The 14206-nt window shown below is 68.3% G+C and carries 14 protein-coding genes; 8 read left to right on the top strand and 6 right to left on the bottom strand.

Features of this window, described 5'->3' with window-relative positions:
* The first annotated feature begins 29 nt into the window (after positions 1 to 29).
* From AB0N61_RS14875 to AB0N61_RS14855, 5 genes are read left to right on the top strand one after another with little or no spacing between them, the layout of a single operon-like run.
* On the top strand, positions 30 to 854 hold the full coding sequence (locus tag AB0N61_RS14875; RefSeq protein WP_363365114.1) for an ABC transporter ATP-binding protein: 825 nt from the start codon (positions 30 to 32) through the stop codon (positions 852 to 854).
* A complete protein-coding gene (locus AB0N61_RS14870) occupies positions 851 to 1657 on the top strand; it encodes an ATP-binding cassette domain-containing protein (protein WP_167946868.1) in 807 nt (268 codons plus the stop codon). Before AB0N61_RS14875 ends, AB0N61_RS14870 begins: the two co-directional genes overlap by 4 nt.
* Positions 1654 to 2742: an ABC transporter permease gene (locus AB0N61_RS14865; protein ID WP_363365112.1), complete on the top strand. Its 1089-nt coding sequence runs from the start codon at positions 1654 to 1656 to the stop codon at positions 2740 to 2742. Before AB0N61_RS14870 ends, AB0N61_RS14865 begins: the two co-directional genes overlap by 4 nt.
* Before the next feature lies 1 nt (position 2743).
* Positions 2744 to 3868, top strand: coding sequence for an ABC transporter permease (locus AB0N61_RS14860; RefSeq protein ID WP_363365110.1), 1125 nt, complete (start codon positions 2744 to 2746; stop codon positions 3866 to 3868).
* Complete coding sequence (locus AB0N61_RS14855; protein WP_363365108.1) at positions 3868 to 6114, top strand: glycoside hydrolase family 3 N-terminal domain-containing protein; 2247 nt, start codon at positions 3868 to 3870, stop codon at positions 6112 to 6114. Before AB0N61_RS14860 ends, AB0N61_RS14855 begins: the two co-directional genes overlap by 1 nt.
* 22 nt (positions 6115 to 6136) lie before the next feature.
* Here the strand turns inward: AB0N61_RS14855 and soxR are convergent, their stop codons facing one another.
* A complete protein-coding gene (gene soxR / locus AB0N61_RS14850; RefSeq protein ID WP_167946862.1) occupies positions 6137 to 6619 on the bottom strand; it encodes a redox-sensitive transcriptional activator SoxR in 483 nt (160 codons plus the stop codon).
* An 80-nt stretch (positions 6620 to 6699) separates the two neighbouring features.
* On the opposite strand from soxR, the gene fdxA reads away from it, so the two are divergent.
* Genes fdxA through AB0N61_RS14835 form a run of 3 tightly spaced genes read left to right on the top strand, consistent with a single transcriptional unit; the run spans position 6700 to position 8187 of the window.
* Positions 6700 to 7026 carry a ferredoxin gene (gene fdxA / locus AB0N61_RS14845; protein WP_167946860.1) on the top strand — a complete coding sequence of 109 codons (327 nt, stop codon included), beginning with the start codon at positions 6700 to 6702 and terminating at the stop codon, positions 7024 to 7026.
* Complete coding sequence (locus tag AB0N61_RS14840) at positions 7023 to 7547, top strand: flavin reductase family protein (RefSeq protein ID WP_167946858.1); 525 nt, start codon at positions 7023 to 7025, stop codon at positions 7545 to 7547. Before fdxA ends, AB0N61_RS14840 begins: the two co-directional genes overlap by 4 nt.
* A gap of 10 nt (positions 7548 to 7557) precedes the next feature.
* Positions 7558 to 8187 (top strand): superoxide dismutase, encoded by a 630-nt coding sequence (locus AB0N61_RS14835; RefSeq protein ID WP_363365105.1) that lies wholly within the window; start codon positions 7558 to 7560, stop codon positions 8185 to 8187.
* A 108-nt stretch (positions 8188 to 8295) separates the two neighbouring features.
* Here AB0N61_RS14835 and AB0N61_RS14830 read toward each other — a convergent pair whose 3' ends face one another.
* The 5 genes from AB0N61_RS14830 to AB0N61_RS14810 all read right to left on the bottom strand — a co-directional run bounded on the left by AB0N61_RS14830 (position 8296) and on the right by AB0N61_RS14810 (position 14069).
* Positions 8296 to 8700 carry an arsenate reductase ArsC gene (locus AB0N61_RS14830; protein ID WP_363365103.1) on the bottom strand — a complete coding sequence of 135 codons (405 nt, stop codon included), beginning with the start codon at positions 8698 to 8700 and terminating at the stop codon, positions 8296 to 8298.
* 50 nt (positions 8701 to 8750) lie between these two features.
* The gene (locus AB0N61_RS14825) at positions 8751 to 10250 is read right to left on the bottom strand and encodes an arylsulfatase (protein ID WP_363365102.1); all 1500 of its coding nucleotides are present in this window, start codon (positions 10248 to 10250) and stop codon (positions 8751 to 8753) included.
* An 87-nt stretch (positions 10251 to 10337) separates the two neighbouring features.
* Positions 10338 to 11231 (bottom strand): formylglycine-generating enzyme family protein, encoded by an 894-nt coding sequence (locus AB0N61_RS14820; protein WP_363365394.1) that lies wholly within the window; start codon positions 11229 to 11231, stop codon positions 10338 to 10340.
* 75 nt (positions 11232 to 11306) lie between these two features.
* Positions 11307 to 12317 (bottom strand): LacI family DNA-binding transcriptional regulator, encoded by a 1011-nt coding sequence (locus AB0N61_RS14815; protein WP_363365101.1) that lies wholly within the window; start codon positions 12315 to 12317, stop codon positions 11307 to 11309.
* A gap of 90 nt (positions 12318 to 12407) precedes the next feature.
* Positions 12408 to 14069 carry an alpha-amylase family glycosyl hydrolase gene (locus AB0N61_RS14810; RefSeq protein ID WP_363365100.1) on the bottom strand — a complete coding sequence of 554 codons (1662 nt, stop codon included), beginning with the start codon at positions 14067 to 14069 and terminating at the stop codon, positions 12408 to 12410.
* Positions 14070 to 14206: the final 137 nt, after the last annotated feature.

The following is a 14206-nucleotide window of genomic DNA, read 5'->3' as shown; positions in this document are numbered from 1 at the left end:
CCGACCTCCCGACCGACGAAGGACCCCTCATGTCAGAACCCCTGCTCAGCGTGCGTGACTTCTCGGTCGTGTACGACGTCGATCCTCCTGTCGAGGCGGTGAAGAACGTCACGCTCGAACTGCAGAGAGGCGAGATCCTCGGTCTCGCCGGAGAGAGCGGATGCGGCAAGACCACGCTCGCCTACGGTGTGCAGCGCCTGCTGCGGGCCCCTGCCGTGATCGCGGGCGGCAGCGTGATCTTCCACGACGCATCCGGTGTCGACGTCGACATCAACGCGCTCGACGTCGAGGCGATGCAGAAGTTCCGCTGGGACAAGGTCTCGATGGTCTTCCAGGGGGCGATGAACGCGCTCAACCCGGTCGCGACGATCGGCTCGCAGCTCGAGGACGTGTTCGAGATCCATCGTCCCGATATGACGCGACGCCAGCGTCGGGCCGAGGCCGAGGAGCTGCTCGAGATCGTCAAGGTCGGTCGTCAGCGCACCCGGTCGTTCCCTCACGAGCTCTCCGGCGGCATGCGGCAGCGCGTCATGATCGCGATGGCCCTCGCCCTCCGCCCGCAGCTGATGGTCATGGACGAGCCGACCACGGCGCTCGACGTGCTGGTGCAGCGAGAGATCCTCAAGCAGATCTCGCAGCTGAGGCATGAGTTCGGGTTCTCGGTGATCTTCATCACGCACGACCTCCCCCTGCTGCTCGAGATCAGCGATCGCATCGCGATCATGCGCGAAGGCGAGATCGTCGAGCTCGCGCGGGCTGAGCAGATCTGGACCGATCCGCAGAACGACTACACGAAGACGCTGCTGTCGTCGTTCCCCCGTCTCACGGGTGCGAGAGGAGTGCTGACCCGATGACGACTCTCGAATTCACCCATGTCAGCAAGACCTACAACGTGCGCGGAGCCGGCCAGCTCAAGGCTCTCGACGACGTGAGCTTCACGCTGAACTCCGGCCAGACCATCGGTCTCGTCGGCCAGTCGGGCAGCGGCAAGTCGACCATCGCGAAGATCCTCACCCAGCTCGAGACGCCCACCTCGGGCGAGGTGCGGCTCGACGGCAGGCCCATCCCTCGGCGCGGCAAGGGACTGCGAAAGTATCGCCAGCAGCTGCGGATGGTGTTCCAGGACCCCTTCGCCTCCCTCAATCCGTATCACTCGATCCGCTACCACCTCGAGCGTCCGATCCGCCTCGACGACGTCGTGCCCAAGAAGGACACCGAGGCCGAGGTGCGGCGGCTGCTCGAGCGCGTGCGCCTCGATGCGGATGCCGTGATCGACCGCCGCCCGCACGAGCTGTCCGGCGGCCAGCGCCAGCGCGTCGCGATCGCCCGAGCGCTCGCCTCACGGCCGTCGCTGCTCGTCGCCGATGAGCCGGTGTCGATGCTCGACGTCTCGATCCGCCTCGGAGTGCTGAACCTGCTCGCCGATCTGCAGCGCGAGGAGGGTCTGGGCGTGCTCTACATCACACACGATCTCGCCACCGCCCGGCACTTCAGCGACAGGATCATGGTGCTCAACCAGGGCCGCGTCGTCGAGTACGGCGATGCCGACGACGTCATCCTCGATCCCCAGGACCCCTACACGCGCGAGCTGCGGGCGGCGTCTCCCGACCCCGACAAGCACTTCGCGACGACCGGCTCGCACGGAGGTGCACTGTGACCACCGCATTCCCCGACCTCGGTCAGGTCGAGCAGGAGAACCGCGACGCGCTCGAAGTGGGCACCACCGCGACCGTCGCGCAGAAGGGACGGGCCGTCGTGCCCTGGCGGTTCTTCGCCGGACGCGCGGGCTTCTACCTGTTCACCCTGTGGGCGGCCATCACGATCAACTTCTTCCTGCCGCGGTTCATGAAGGGCGATGCGGTCAGCTCCTACCTCGCTCGCAACCGCAACGTCAGCCCGGAGGCCGCCGAGTCGCTGCGCATCCTGCTCGGCATCGACACCGACAAGTCGCTGTGGCAGCAGTACCTCGACTACTGGGCGATGCTGTTCCGCGGCGACCTGGGCATCTCGACGCTGCACGGTCTTCGTCCGGTGAGCGAGGTGCTCAGCGCCGCCCTCCCGTGGACGCTCGGGCTGGTCGGGCTCGCGACCATCATCTCGTTCGCGCTCGGCACGGTCGGCGGTGCGATCGTCGGCTGGAGGCGCGGCAGCAGGCTCGACGCGCTCATCCCGGTCACGACCTTCTTCAACACCATCCCCTACTTCTGGCTCGGTCTCATCGCGATCGCGATCTTCTCGTCGACCCTGAAGTGGTTCCCGTCGTCGCACGCATACGACAAGGGGCAGTCGCCCGAGTGGAGCCTCGACTTCATCGGGCAGGTGATCATGCACGGCACTCTGCCGGCGCTCACGATCATCATCGCCTCGCTGGGCGGATGGATGCTGGGCATGCGCAACATGATGCTCACCGTGCTCGACGAGGACTACATCACGGTGGCCCAGGCCAAGGGCATGCCGAACAGGCGCGTGCTGTGGGGGTATGCCGCGCGCAACGCGGTGCTGCCGCAGATCCAGAGCTTCGCGCTCTCGATCGGATTCATCGTCGGCGGCACGATCGTCATGGAGATGGTCTTCAGCTACCCGGGAGTGGGCAAGCTGCTGCTCGACGCCACGAACGCGAAGGACTTCGCCCTCATGCAGGGAGTGTTCCTCGTGATCACGCTGTCGGTGCTGGTCGCCAACATCCTGGCCGACATCGTCTACGCATACCTCGACCCGCGCACGCGCCAGACGGAGGCCTGACATGAGCGTTCCCACCTCGACCGACACCACCGCGCCCGACGGCAGCGCGATCGCCACCGGGATGCCGGAGACGGCCACGTTCCGCCCCGCGAGCGACGCCACGCCCCCTCGCAAGTCCTTCCGGTCGCAGCTCGCGCAGTCGTTCGCGATGTTCCGCAACCCCAAGTCGATCGCCGGGCTGATCATCCTCGGGGTGTTCGTGCTGATCGCGATCTTCGCGCCGCTGCTCGCGCCCTACGGGGCGACGCAGAAGGACCGCACGGCGCTGCGGCAGCCGCCCTCGCTCGACCACTGGCTCGGCACCACCCACATGGGCGAGGACGTGCTCAGCCAGCTGATCTTCGGCACGCGCGGCGTCGTCGTCGTCGGCTTCCTCTCGGCGCTCATCGCCACCGTCATCGCGATCACGATCGGCGTCATCGCCGGCTACGTGCGCGGCTGGAAGAGCGAGTCGCTGTCGGCGCTGACCAACGTGTTCCTCGTGATCCCCGGCATCCCGCTGATCATCATCGTCGCCTCGCAGTTCGAGAACCCGCCGCTGATCGTGATCGCCGCCGTGCTGGGGTTGACGGGCTGGGCGTGGGGTGCGCGCGTGCTGCGTGCGCAGACGATGTCGCTGCGCAACCGCGACTTCATCCAGGCGGCGAGAGCCAACGGCGAACCGCTGCACCGCATCATCACGGTCGAGATGCTGCCGAACCTGATGGCGCTGATCGCGTCGAGCTTCGTCGGCACCGTCACGGCCGCCATCCTCGGCCTCACGACCCTCGCCTTCATCGGCGTGATCCCGGTGAGCAACCTCAACTGGGGGACGATCCTGTTCTGGGCGCAGCAGAACGGCGCGTTCCCGCGGCTGTGGTGGTGGTACGTGCCCGCCGGTCTCTGCATCGCGATCATCGGCGTCGCCCTGTCGCTCATCAACTTCGGCATCGACGAGTACGTCAACCCGAGGCTGCGGTCGGCCGGCGAGCGTGCCCGCGCGATGAAGAAGAAGGGCCTCGACGTGAACGGCCCGGTGACGGCGGTGCGCAGTGCACCGACGACCGACTCGGGTACCGTGCAGAGCGCGGCGACAGCGACGACGACCCATACGAAGACCGACAAGAAGACACAGAACGCCGAGTGATGACCTCTCAGACCCTGACCGAATCCCTGCCGTACCTCGACCCCGAACTGCCGATCGCCGCACGCGTCGCCGACCTCCTCGATCGCATGACGGTCGAGGAGAAGATCGGGCAGATGCTGCAGCTCGATGCCCGCGACGACCTCGACGACCACGTGCTCGGCAAGCATGTCGGCTCGATCCTGCACACCTCGCCCGAGCGCATCATCCGCGCGAACGAGCTGACCTCCGACACGCGGCTGCGCATCCCGCTGCTGGTGGCCGAGGACTGCATCCACGGCCACTCCTTCTGGCCCGGCGCGACGATCTATCCGACCCAGCTCGGCATGGCCGCGACGTGGGATCCCGAGCTCGTCGAGAAGGTGGCCAGGGCCACCGCGGTCGAGGTCGCGGCGACCGGCATCCATTGGACCTTCTCGCCGGTGCTGTGCATCGCGCGCGACCTGCGCTGGGGGCGCATCGACGAGACGTTCGGCGAAGACCCCTTCCTGATCGGCGAGCTCGCCTCCGCCATGGTGCGCGGCTACCAGGGCGAGGGGCTCGACGACCCGACCGCGATCCTCGCGACGGCCAAGCACTTCGCCGGATACTCCGAGACGCAGGGCGGTCGGGATGCCAGCGAGGCCGACATCTCGCGGCGCAAGCTGCGGTCGTGGTTCCTGCCGCCGTTCGAGCGCGTCGCCCGCGAAGGATGCCGCACCTTCATGCTCGGCTACCAGACCACCGACGGCGTGCCGATCACGGTCAACGACTGGCTGCTCAGCGATGTGCTGCGCGGCGAGTGGGGCTACACCGGCACGCTCATCACCGACTGGGACAACGTCGGCCGCATGGTGTGGGAACAGCACGTGCAGCCCGACTACGCGCACGCCTCTGCGGCCGCCGTGAAGGCGGGCAACGACATGGTGATGAACACCCCGGGGTTCTTCGCCGGGGCGCTCGAGGCGGTGTCGAACGGCCTGCTCGCCGAAGACGCCTTCGACGACGCCGTCGCCCGCATCCTCACACTCAAGTTCGAGCTGGGACTCTTCGAAGACCCGCGGCTTCCGCAGGCCGACCTCGACGCCGTGGTCGGCAGCGCCGCGCACGCGGCGCTCAACCTCGAGACCGCCCGCCGCTCGATCGTGCTGCTCGAGAACGACGGCGTGCTGCCACTCGACGCGTCGGCGCCGCTGACCGTCGCGGTCGTCGGGCCGCTCGCCGACGATGCGCAGACGCAGCTCGGCGACTGGGCCGGTGGCTCGGGTCAGGCCGGATGGCTCGACGGACAGCCGCGCGAGATGATCACGACCGTGCTCGACGGACTGTCGGGAGTCGAGGGCTGGACTGTCACCCATGCCCGCGGTGCCGACATCCTCAGCCTCGAGGACGACCCTCGCGGGGCGAAGTTCCCCGACGGGCAGCCTCGCCCCTCGGTCGTGGTGCCCAGTGCGCCTGACGCCGCGATGATCGCCGAGGCCGTCGCCGCGGCCGAAGCCTCCGATGTCGTCGTCGCGGTGGTGGGCGACCGCATCGAGCTGGTGGGCGAGGGTCGGTCGACCGCCACGCTCGAGCTGATCGGCGGGCAGAACGCGCTGCTCGATGCGCTGATCGCGACAGGGAAGCCCGTCGTCGTGGTTCTTCTGGCGTCGAAGCCGCTGGTGCTGCCGGCATCCGCGTCGAAGGCCGCCGCCGTGATCTGGGCGGCGAACCCGGGAATGCAGGGCGGGCGCGCGCTCGCCGAGATCATCTCGGGCACTGTCGAGCCGACAGGGCGCCTGCCGATCTCGTTCGCCCGTCACGTCGGACAGCAGCCGACGTACTACAACCAGATCCGCGGTCAGCACGGAGACCGCTACGCCGACCTCACGCAGTCCCCGGCGTGGGCGTTCGGCGAGGGCCTGTCGTACTCGGCGGTCTCGTATGGCGAGCTGACGCTCGACTCCGACCAGCTCGGTGTCGACGACACGATCGTCGCCGAGGTGACGGTGACCAACACCGGCGCGCGTCCCGCTCGTGAGACGGTGCAGGCCTACGTCCGCGACTCCGTCACGAGCGTGAGCTGGGCCGACAAGGAGCTCAAGGCCTACCGTCAGGTCGACGTGCTGCCGGGGGAGTCGGCGCGAGTGCGCATCGAGGTGCCGGTGAGCGAGTGCTCGATCGTGGATGCGGCCGGCATCCGCCGAGTCGAATCCGGCGCGTTCGAACTGCTGGTCGGTCCGAGTTCGCGCGATGAAGCCCTGCTGAGCGCTGGGTTCACCGTGGCGTGAGTCCGGTCCGTGGCGAGGGCGCTCAGGTGTCCTCGTCGCGGAGGCGCTGCGGCCCGGCGCCCTGGCTTCCCAGGGCGTCGTCGGGGTTGAGCAGGCCGCACGCCTTCATCGACAGGCAGCCGCAGCCGATGCATCCGGTCAGCTCCCGCTCCAGGCGTTCGATGCCCTCGCGGCGCTTCTCGAGCTCGCGCTTCCACCGGCGCGACGCCCGCTGCCAGTCGTCGTGGCTCGGGGTCTGGGTGAGCGGAACGTCGGCGAACGCGTCCTGCACATCCGACAGTGGGATGCCCAGGCGCTTCGCCACCGTGATGAGCGAGACCCTCCGCAGCATGTGCCGGGCGTAGCGGCGCTGGTTTCCGGCGGTCCGCGTAGAGGCGATGAGTCCGAGACTCTCGTAGAAGTGCAGCGCGGAGGGCGCCACGCCGGTGCGCCGGCTCATCTCGCCGATCGTCAGCGGCTCGTCGGGGCCGTGGACGGCGCGGTCTGCGGCAGCATCCGAGCTCATGCCGACCTCCCTCGATTTGACCTCAAGTGTACTTGAGGTCATACGGTGGCAACCGTGACCCGAACGGAGACCGCCACCCCATGACCTATGTGATCGCGCTTCCGTGCGTCGATGTCAAGGACCGTGCGTGCATCGATGAGTGCCCTGTTGACTGCATCTATGAGGGCGAACGCTCGCTGTACATCCACCCGGACGAATGCGTCGACTGCGGCGCGTGCGAACCCGTCTGCCCCGTCGAGGCGATCTACTACGAAGACGACCTGCCCGACGAGTGGCAGGACTACTACAAGGCCAACGTCGAGTTCTTCGACGAGCTCGGCTCGCCCGGTGGTGCCGCGAAGCTCGGCATCATCGAACGCGACCACCCGATCATCGCAGCCCTTGCGCCCCAGGAGGCACCCGAATGACAACCCAGCCGCATCCCGCCGCGCCCGTCCCCTCGGAGGTCGGTGAGGGGCTCAAGGCCGCGTTCCGCGCGCATCCGGCCGGCGTCGCGATCATCACGGCGATGACCCCCGCAGGCCCAGTCGGGCTCACCGCTTCCAGCGTCGCGTCGGTCGCCGTCGACCCTGCCGCGATCGTGTTCTCGGTGACCAGGGCCACCGGCAGCGCGGGCTCGATCCTCAACGCCGAGTCGTTCGTCGTGCACCTGATCGACGACGAGCACTCGGCATTGGCTCAGAGCTTCGCCGTGAGCGGGGCCGACCGCTTCACCTCCGACCAGGGATGGAGCTCGCTGCCCACCGGCGAGCCGTACCTGGCAGAGGCCCGCGCGGCGATGCGCGGTCACACCATGTCGACGGTCGCCGTCGGGTCGTCGACCGTCGTGGTCGCCGAGATCGACGAGGTGCTTCTCGGACGCCCGGGTCGCCCTCTCGTCTACCTCGACCGCCGATTCCACTCACTCCCCACCGATCAGAACGACTGAAAGGAACAGCATGACCGCTCCGTACACCCTTCCCGAGCTGCCGTACGACTACTCGGCGCTCGCTCCGCACATCTCCGGCAAGATCATGGAGCTGCACCACTCGAAGCACCACCAGGCCTACGTGACCGGTGCCAACACGGCGCTGGAGCAGCTCGGGGCCGCGCGCGAGTCCGGCGACTTCGCCGCGGTGAACAAGCTCGAGAAGGACCTCGCGTTCAACCTCGGCGGCCACATCAACCACTCGGTGTTCTGGGAGAACCTGTCGCCCGACGGCGGCGGCAACCCCGAGGGCGAGCTCGAGGCGGCCCTGACCGACGAGTTCGGCTCAGTCGACGCCTTCCGCGCGCACTTCACGGCGACCGCACTCGGTGTGCAGGGCTCGGGATGGGCCGTGCTCGCATGGGACTCGGTCGGCGCCCGTCCGGTCATCTTCCAGCTGTTCGACCAGCAGGGCAACGCCCCGCTCGGGGTGACGCCGCTGCTGCAGCTCGACGTCTGGGAGCACGCCTACTACCTCGACTACCTCAACGTGCGCGCCGACTACGTCAAGGCGTTCTGGGAGCTCGTCAACTGGCCCGACGTGCAGCGCCGCTTCCAGGCTGTGCAGGAGAAGACCGCCGGGCTCATCGTCGCCCGCTGATCTCGCGCCGGGCGTCGCCCCCGCCTCGACCTTTCGAATCGCGCACTTTGCACTTCTCGACCGCCGAGACCTGCAAGGTGCGCGATTCGAACGGGGTGGGAGGCCGCCTCAGCCCAGCAGCTCGGCCGCGAGCGCCTCGATCCGACGGCGGATGTCGTCGCGTATCGGGCGCACGGCCTCGATGCCCTGACCGGCCGGGTCGTCGAGCGTCCAGTCCTCATAGCGCTTGCCGGGGAAGAACGGGCAGGCGTCGCCGCATCCCATCGTGATCACGACGTCGGATGCCTGCACGGCCTCGGTCGTCAGCACCTTGGGCGCCTCGGCGGTGATGTCGATGCCCAGCTCGGCCATCGCCTCCACCGCGACCGGATTGATCTGGTCGGCGGGCATGGATCCGGCCGAGCGCACCTCGATGCGGTCGCCGGCGACCTCGCGCAGGAAACCCGCGGCCATCTGCGAGCGCCCCGCGTTGTGCACGCACACGAAGAGGACGGAGGGGATGCCGGTGGTCACCTCTCCAGGCTAAGCGAGCGCGGACCGGCACGGGCGCACACGCGCGCCGCTCAGGAGCTCCCGACCGTCGACTTCAGCTTCGCCATCACCTGGGTGATCGTGAACGACGACGATTCCTGTCGCGCGGGGAACTCGGTGAGCGACTGCGCCACCGTCGCGACGTAGGCCTGCGCCGGGATCATCAGGAAGACGTGCTCGAGCACCCAGTCCCAGTAGGTGTTCGAGGTGATGTCGGCGCGTTCGAACGGATCGGTGCGCAGGTTGAACAGCTTGGGGAACCGCAGCTCGACGTAGGGCTCCTGCCACACCTGCAGGGTTCCGACCGCGCGCTGCTCGAGGAACACGAACTTCCAGTTCTCGAAGCGCAGCGCCGTGAGGTCGCCCTCGTCCGAGACGTAGAAGAAGTGCCGTCTCGGGCTGTGCTCGGCCGCGCCCGTGATGTAGTCGAGCTGATTGTGACCGTCGAGGTGCACCCTGTATTCGGTGCCGTGCAGGTTCGTCCCCGACTTCAGTCGGTCGGCGATATCGGTGTCACCCGCCGCAGCGAGCAGCGTCACGAACCAGTCGTTGTGGCTCACGATGCCGTTCAGCGTCGTGCCGGCGGGGATGTGCCCGGGCCAGCGCACCATCGCCGGCACCCGATAGGCGCCCTCCCAGTTCGAGTTCTTCTCGTTGCGGAACGGCGTCATGCCGGCATCCGGCCAGCTGTTCATATGAGGGCCGTTGTCGGTCGAGTACATCACGATGGTGTTCTCTGCGAGGCCGAGCTCGTCGAGCAGATCGAGCAGGCTCCCCACCACGTCGTCGTGGTCGAGCATGGTGTCGTGGTACTCCGACTGCCAGCGCCCGGCACGGCCCTTGCTCTCCTCCTTGGTGTGGGTGCGGAAGTGCATGTGCGTCGAGTTGAACCACACGAAGAATGGGGTGTCGTCGTCGGCCTGGGCGCGGATGAAGTCCGCCGCCGCATCGCGGAACTCCTCATCGACCGTCTCCATGCGCTTCTTCGTCAACGGTCCGGTGTCTTCGATGCGCTGCGTGCCGTCGTCGTTCGCCCATGAGTGCAGCACGCCGCGGGGGCGGAACCTCTCGCTGAACCCGGGGTACTCCTCATCGGTGGGGTAGTCGGGGTTCTCCGGCTCCTCCTCGGCGTTCAGGTGATAGAGATTGCCGAAGAACTCGTCGAATCCGTGCGCCGTCGGCAGGTGCTCGTCCCGGTCGCCGAGATGGTTCTTGCCGAACTGCCCGGTCGCGTAGCCGTGATGCTTCAGCGCTGTGGCGATGGTCGGGTCCTCGGGCTGGAGGCCCAGCCTCGCCCCCGGCATCCCGACCTTGGTGAGTCCGGTGCGGTACGGATTCTGGCCGGTGATGAACGCCGCACGCCCGGCGGTGCAGCTCTGCTCGCCGTAGTAGTCGGTGAACTTCACGCCCTCGTCGGCGATCCGGTCGATGTTCGGAGTCCGATAGCCCATCAGGCCGTCGGTGTAGGTGCTCAGGTTGGCGATGCCGATGTCATCGCCCCAGATGATGAGGATGTTGGGCTTGTCGGACATGGTCGCTCCTCGGTCTGCGGTGAACCCGGGCAGGCGCCCGTGTGCCGCTCAGCCAACCAGGGGTGCCGACCCGGGGACAGGTCCGCCTCACACGGAGCGGGTGAGGCGGAATCCGATGTGCGACATGCCGGTGTCCTCCGCCTGGGGCGATCGCGCGGCCGGGCGGAAGCGCAGGCAGTAGTCGGGGGAGCATAGGTGCGATCCGCCTTTGAGCACCCGGCGCGGGATGCTCGGGAAGCCCTCCTGTGCGCTCGCCGCGGCCAGCAGGTTCGCGCGCTTGCCGGGATCGACGGGCTTGTCCGACAGTTTGAGATGCCGCGGGGTGTAGAAGTCGCTCGTCCACTCCCAGACGTTCGCGATCATGTCGTACAGGCCGTAGCCGTTGGGGGCGTACGACCCGACCGGCGCCGTGCCGCCCACACCCTGGTTGTCATAGGGGAAGCGACCCAGCCAGGAGTTGGCCTGAGCCTCGCCGCCGGGGTAGATCTCCTCGCCCCACGCGAACGCGGCCCCGTCGATGCCGCCACGGGCAGCATACTCGTGCTCTGCCTCGGTGGGCAGCCGCATGCCCGCCCAGTCGGCGTAGGCGACGGCATCCTCGAAGGCGATGTGCACGACCGGATGCTGCAGCCGGTCGCCGATCGACGACTCGGGGCCGAACGGATGCCGCCACGAGGCGCCCGCCTGCCAGCGCCACCAGTTGCGCCAATTGCGCAGGTCTGTCGGGCCGCTGGTCGGCGTGAAGACCATGGAGCCGGGCACGAGATCTCTCGGATCCGCGTCGGAAAAGGCGGAGGGGTCGAGCGGTCGCTCGGCCACCGTGACATAGCCCGTGGCGTCGACGAACTCGGCGTACTGCGCGTTGGTCACCGCATAGCGGTCGATCTCGAACGAGGCGACGTGGCGCTCGTGCACAGGACGCTCGTCGGGATAGAAGTCCTCGGACCCCATCCGAAAGGCCCCGCCGGGGATCAGCACCATGTCGCGATTGTTCGTCACCCGCGTCAGCGTAGCGTCCGGTCGGAGGCGAGTGCGGACACGGTCGCCCGCGCGGGGTTAGCCCACCAGGCGCGCGGTCGTGCCGCGGACGTTCAGCTCGTAGGGGAGCTCTGCCGGGATGCCCGCCGCATCGCCGTCGACGAGCTTCGCGAGCACGGCTTCCGCCGCCCGCTCGCCCTGGCCGAGGGGGAACTGATCGACCGTGCTGAGCCGGAAGAACTCGCCGAGCTCATGGCCGTCGATGCCGACGATCGAGAGGTCGTCGGGCACCGCGAAACCGAGGTCGCGGGCCGCGAGGATCGCGCCGATCGCCATCTCATCGGATGCCGCGAACACGGCGGTGGGCCGCGGGCCGGGGCGTCCCAGCAGCTGCTTCGCCGCGCGGTATCCGCCCTCGACCGTGAAGTCGGCGGGCTCGAGGAAGGCGGGATTCAGGGGGATGCCCGCCTTGGCCAACGCCTTCTCGAAGCCCTGGCGACGGTTCGTCGGGATGTGGAAGTCGATGTCGAACTCGGGGTTCGCGCCGATGTGGGCGATGTCACGGTGTCCGAGACCGATCAGGTGCTCGGTCGCGAGCTGAGCGACGGCGACGTCGTCGACGGTGAGGGTGTCGAGCTTGGGGTTCGGACCGCCGATCGCGATGACCGGCAGACCCAGGTCGAGCAGGTGCTGCGTCTCGTCGTCGTCGAGTTCGATCGACACCGCGATGACGGCATCCACCCGCTGGCGCCGCAGGAACGTGTCGAACACGTGGCGGCGCACGTCCTTGTCGGCGGTGATGTTGTAGAGGGTGATGTCGTATCCCTCGCGCATCAGCGCGGCGGACACTCCCGACAGCACGGTGCTGAAGAACCACCGGTCGAGGAAGGGCACCACGACGCCGATGTTGCGGGTGCGGCCGGATGCCAGGCTCGACGCCCGGGAGGATACGACGTAGCCGAGCGCCGACGCCGCCTCCTGCACGCGCAGACGTGCAGACTCGGACACGTGGCCTCGACCGCTCAACGCGCGGGAGACCGTCGCGGTCGAGACGCCGGCGAGCCGGGCGACCTCATCGATGCTCGCCATGGGATTCCTCTCTGAGCCGTTCCGGTCGCAGTTCATGCCGCCGGGCGGTGCCGTGGGCGGCGCGAACTGCGACCGGAACGTGTGTGCGGCTTACGCCGTGGTGTACCAGACGGCCGTGTCGACGGGCACGGAGCCGCCGTCGAACAGCTGGCTCTGCAGGATCACGAACGCGTCGGCCGGCAGCGGGAGCGGCTCGGTGCCGAGGTTCGCGAGCACGTGCACGTCGCCGCGGCGGAATGCCACCGCGTCGGGGCCTGCGTCCTCCCAGACCAGGGATCCGCTGCCGAAGCCGTACTCGCGGCGTCCGGCGAGCAGGCGCTTGTAGAGAGCGAGCGTCGAGGAGGGGTCCACCTCTTCCACGTCGCGCGCATACGCGGCCCAGTCGCCGGGCTGCGGAAGCCACGACGCCCCGGTCTCGTTGAAGCCGAACGCCGGAGCGTCCGCCTCCCAGGGCAGCGGCACACGGCATCCGTCGCGGCCGTAGCGCTCGCCGTTGGTGCGGAACCACGTCGGGTCCTGACGGAACGCGTCGGGGATCTCCATCGCCTCGGGAAGGCCCAGCTCCTCGCCCTGGTACAGGTAAGCCGAACCGGGGAGTGCGAGCATCACCGTGGTCGCGGCGCGGGCGCGGGCGAGTCCGATGACGGTGTCGGGCTTGTCGGGCGTGTTCGGTCCGATGCCCTCGCCCTGCGGGTTCTCGGCGGTCAGCGCCAGGCGCGAGGCGTGGCGAACGACGTCGTGGTTCGACAGCACCCAGGTGCTGGGGGCGCCGACGGCACCGAACGCGTCGAGGGATTCGCGGATCACGTCACCGAGGGCCTTCGCGTCCCACTCGGTCATGAGGTACGGGAAGTTGAAGGTCTGGTGCATCTCGTCGGGACGCACCCACAGGGCGGTCTGCTTCAGCGTCGGCATCCAGGCCTCGCCGCACAGCGCGCGGTCGCCGTCGTACTCGGCGAGCACCTCGTGCCAGTCGCGGTAGATGTCGTGCACGCCGTCCTGGCCCCAGTAGGGCACGTTCGCCTCGCCGCCGCCCATCGAGTCGGCGTCTGCCGGGGGTGTGTAGTCGGGCAGGCCCTCGGCCTTGATCATGCCGTGAGCCACGTCGACCCGGAAGCCGTCGACACCGCGGTCGAGCCAGAAGCGCAGGATCGAGCGGAACTCCTCACGCACCTCTTCGTTGTTCCAGTCGAAGTCGGGCTGCGTGGGATCGAAGATGTGCAGGTACCACTGGCCCGGCGTGCCGTCGGCCTCGGTGACGCGCTCCCACATGCCGCCGCCGAAGACGGACTCCCAGTTGTTCGGGGGCAGCTCGCCGTTCTCGCCCTTGCCGTCGCGGAAGATGTACCGCGCGCGCTCCGGGCTGCCGGGGGCTGCCTTGAGCGCCTCCTGGAACCACGCGTGCTGAGCGGAGGAGTGGTTCGGAACCAGGTCGACGACCACGCGGATGTCACGGGCGTGCGCCTCGTTCAGCATGGTGTCGAAGTCGTCGAGGGTGCCGAAGAGCGGGTCGACGTCGCGGTAGTCGGCCACGTCGTAGCCGGCATCGCGCTGCGGGCTCGTCATGAAAGGGCTCAGCCAGATCGCGTCGACGCCGAGCTCCTTCAGCGAGTCGAGCCGGCTCGTGATGCCGGGCAGGTCGCCGATGCCGTCGCCCGAGGCGTCGGCGAACGAACGGGGGTAGATCTGGTAGATGACCGCGGTGCGCCACCACTCGGAACCGGGGGCTGCGATCTGCTCAAGCTGTGCCATGGCAACAGGCTAGTGCAAACGCTTACATGATTGCCAGAGCGAGCATCGAATCGATTCGGGAGGTGCGATGTTCTGCGCCGCTCGGGAGTCGCTTGCAGGCCCGGGAGTATGCTTCGGGCATCCGACCACTGGAGGCT

Source organism: Microbacterium sp. NPDC089320, from assembly GCF_040684875.1.
Classification (GTDB): Bacteria; Actinomycetota; Actinomycetes; order Actinomycetales; family Microbacteriaceae; genus Microbacterium.
Note: the sequence above shows the minus strand (reverse complement) of the source record. Positions and strands in the feature narration are given on the sequence as shown.

Excerpts from the sequence above, each read along its gene's own strand:
- AB0N61_RS14875 (WP_363365114.1), top strand. The coding sequence starts at position 30 with ATGTCAGAACCCCTGCTCAGCGTGCGTGACTTCTCGGTCGTGTACGAC.
- AB0N61_RS14870 (WP_167946868.1), top strand. The coding sequence starts at position 851 with ATGACGACTCTCGAATTCACCCATGTCAGCAAGACCTACAACGTGCGC.
- AB0N61_RS14860 (WP_363365110.1), top strand. The coding sequence starts at position 2,744 with ATGAGCGTTCCCACCTCGACCGACACCACCGCGCCCGACGGCAGCGCG.
- AB0N61_RS14855 (WP_363365108.1), top strand. The coding sequence starts at position 3,868 with ATGACCTCTCAGACCCTGACCGAATCCCTGCCGTACCTCGACCCCGAA.
- soxR (WP_167946862.1), bottom strand. The coding sequence starts at position 6,619 with ATGAGCTCGGATGCTGCCGCAGACCGCGCCGTCCACGGCCCCGACGAG.
- fdxA (WP_167946860.1), top strand. The coding sequence starts at position 6,700 with ATGACCTATGTGATCGCGCTTCCGTGCGTCGATGTCAAGGACCGTGCG.
- AB0N61_RS14840 (WP_167946858.1), top strand. The coding sequence starts at position 7,023 with ATGACAACCCAGCCGCATCCCGCCGCGCCCGTCCCCTCGGAGGTCGGT.
- AB0N61_RS14835 (WP_363365105.1), top strand. The coding sequence starts at position 7,558 with ATGACCGCTCCGTACACCCTTCCCGAGCTGCCGTACGACTACTCGGCG.
- AB0N61_RS14825 (WP_363365102.1), bottom strand. The coding sequence starts at position 10,250 with ATGTCCGACAAGCCCAACATCCTCATCATCTGGGGCGATGACATCGGC.
- AB0N61_RS14820 (WP_363365394.1), bottom strand. The coding sequence starts at position 11,231 with ATGGTGCTGATCCCCGGCGGGGCCTTTCGGATGGGGTCCGAGGACTTC.
- AB0N61_RS14815 (WP_363365101.1), bottom strand. The coding sequence starts at position 12,317 with ATGGCGAGCATCGATGAGGTCGCCCGGCTCGCCGGCGTCTCGACCGCG.
- AB0N61_RS14810 (WP_363365100.1), bottom strand. The coding sequence starts at position 14,069 with ATGGCACAGCTTGAGCAGATCGCAGCCCCCGGTTCCGAGTGGTGGCGC.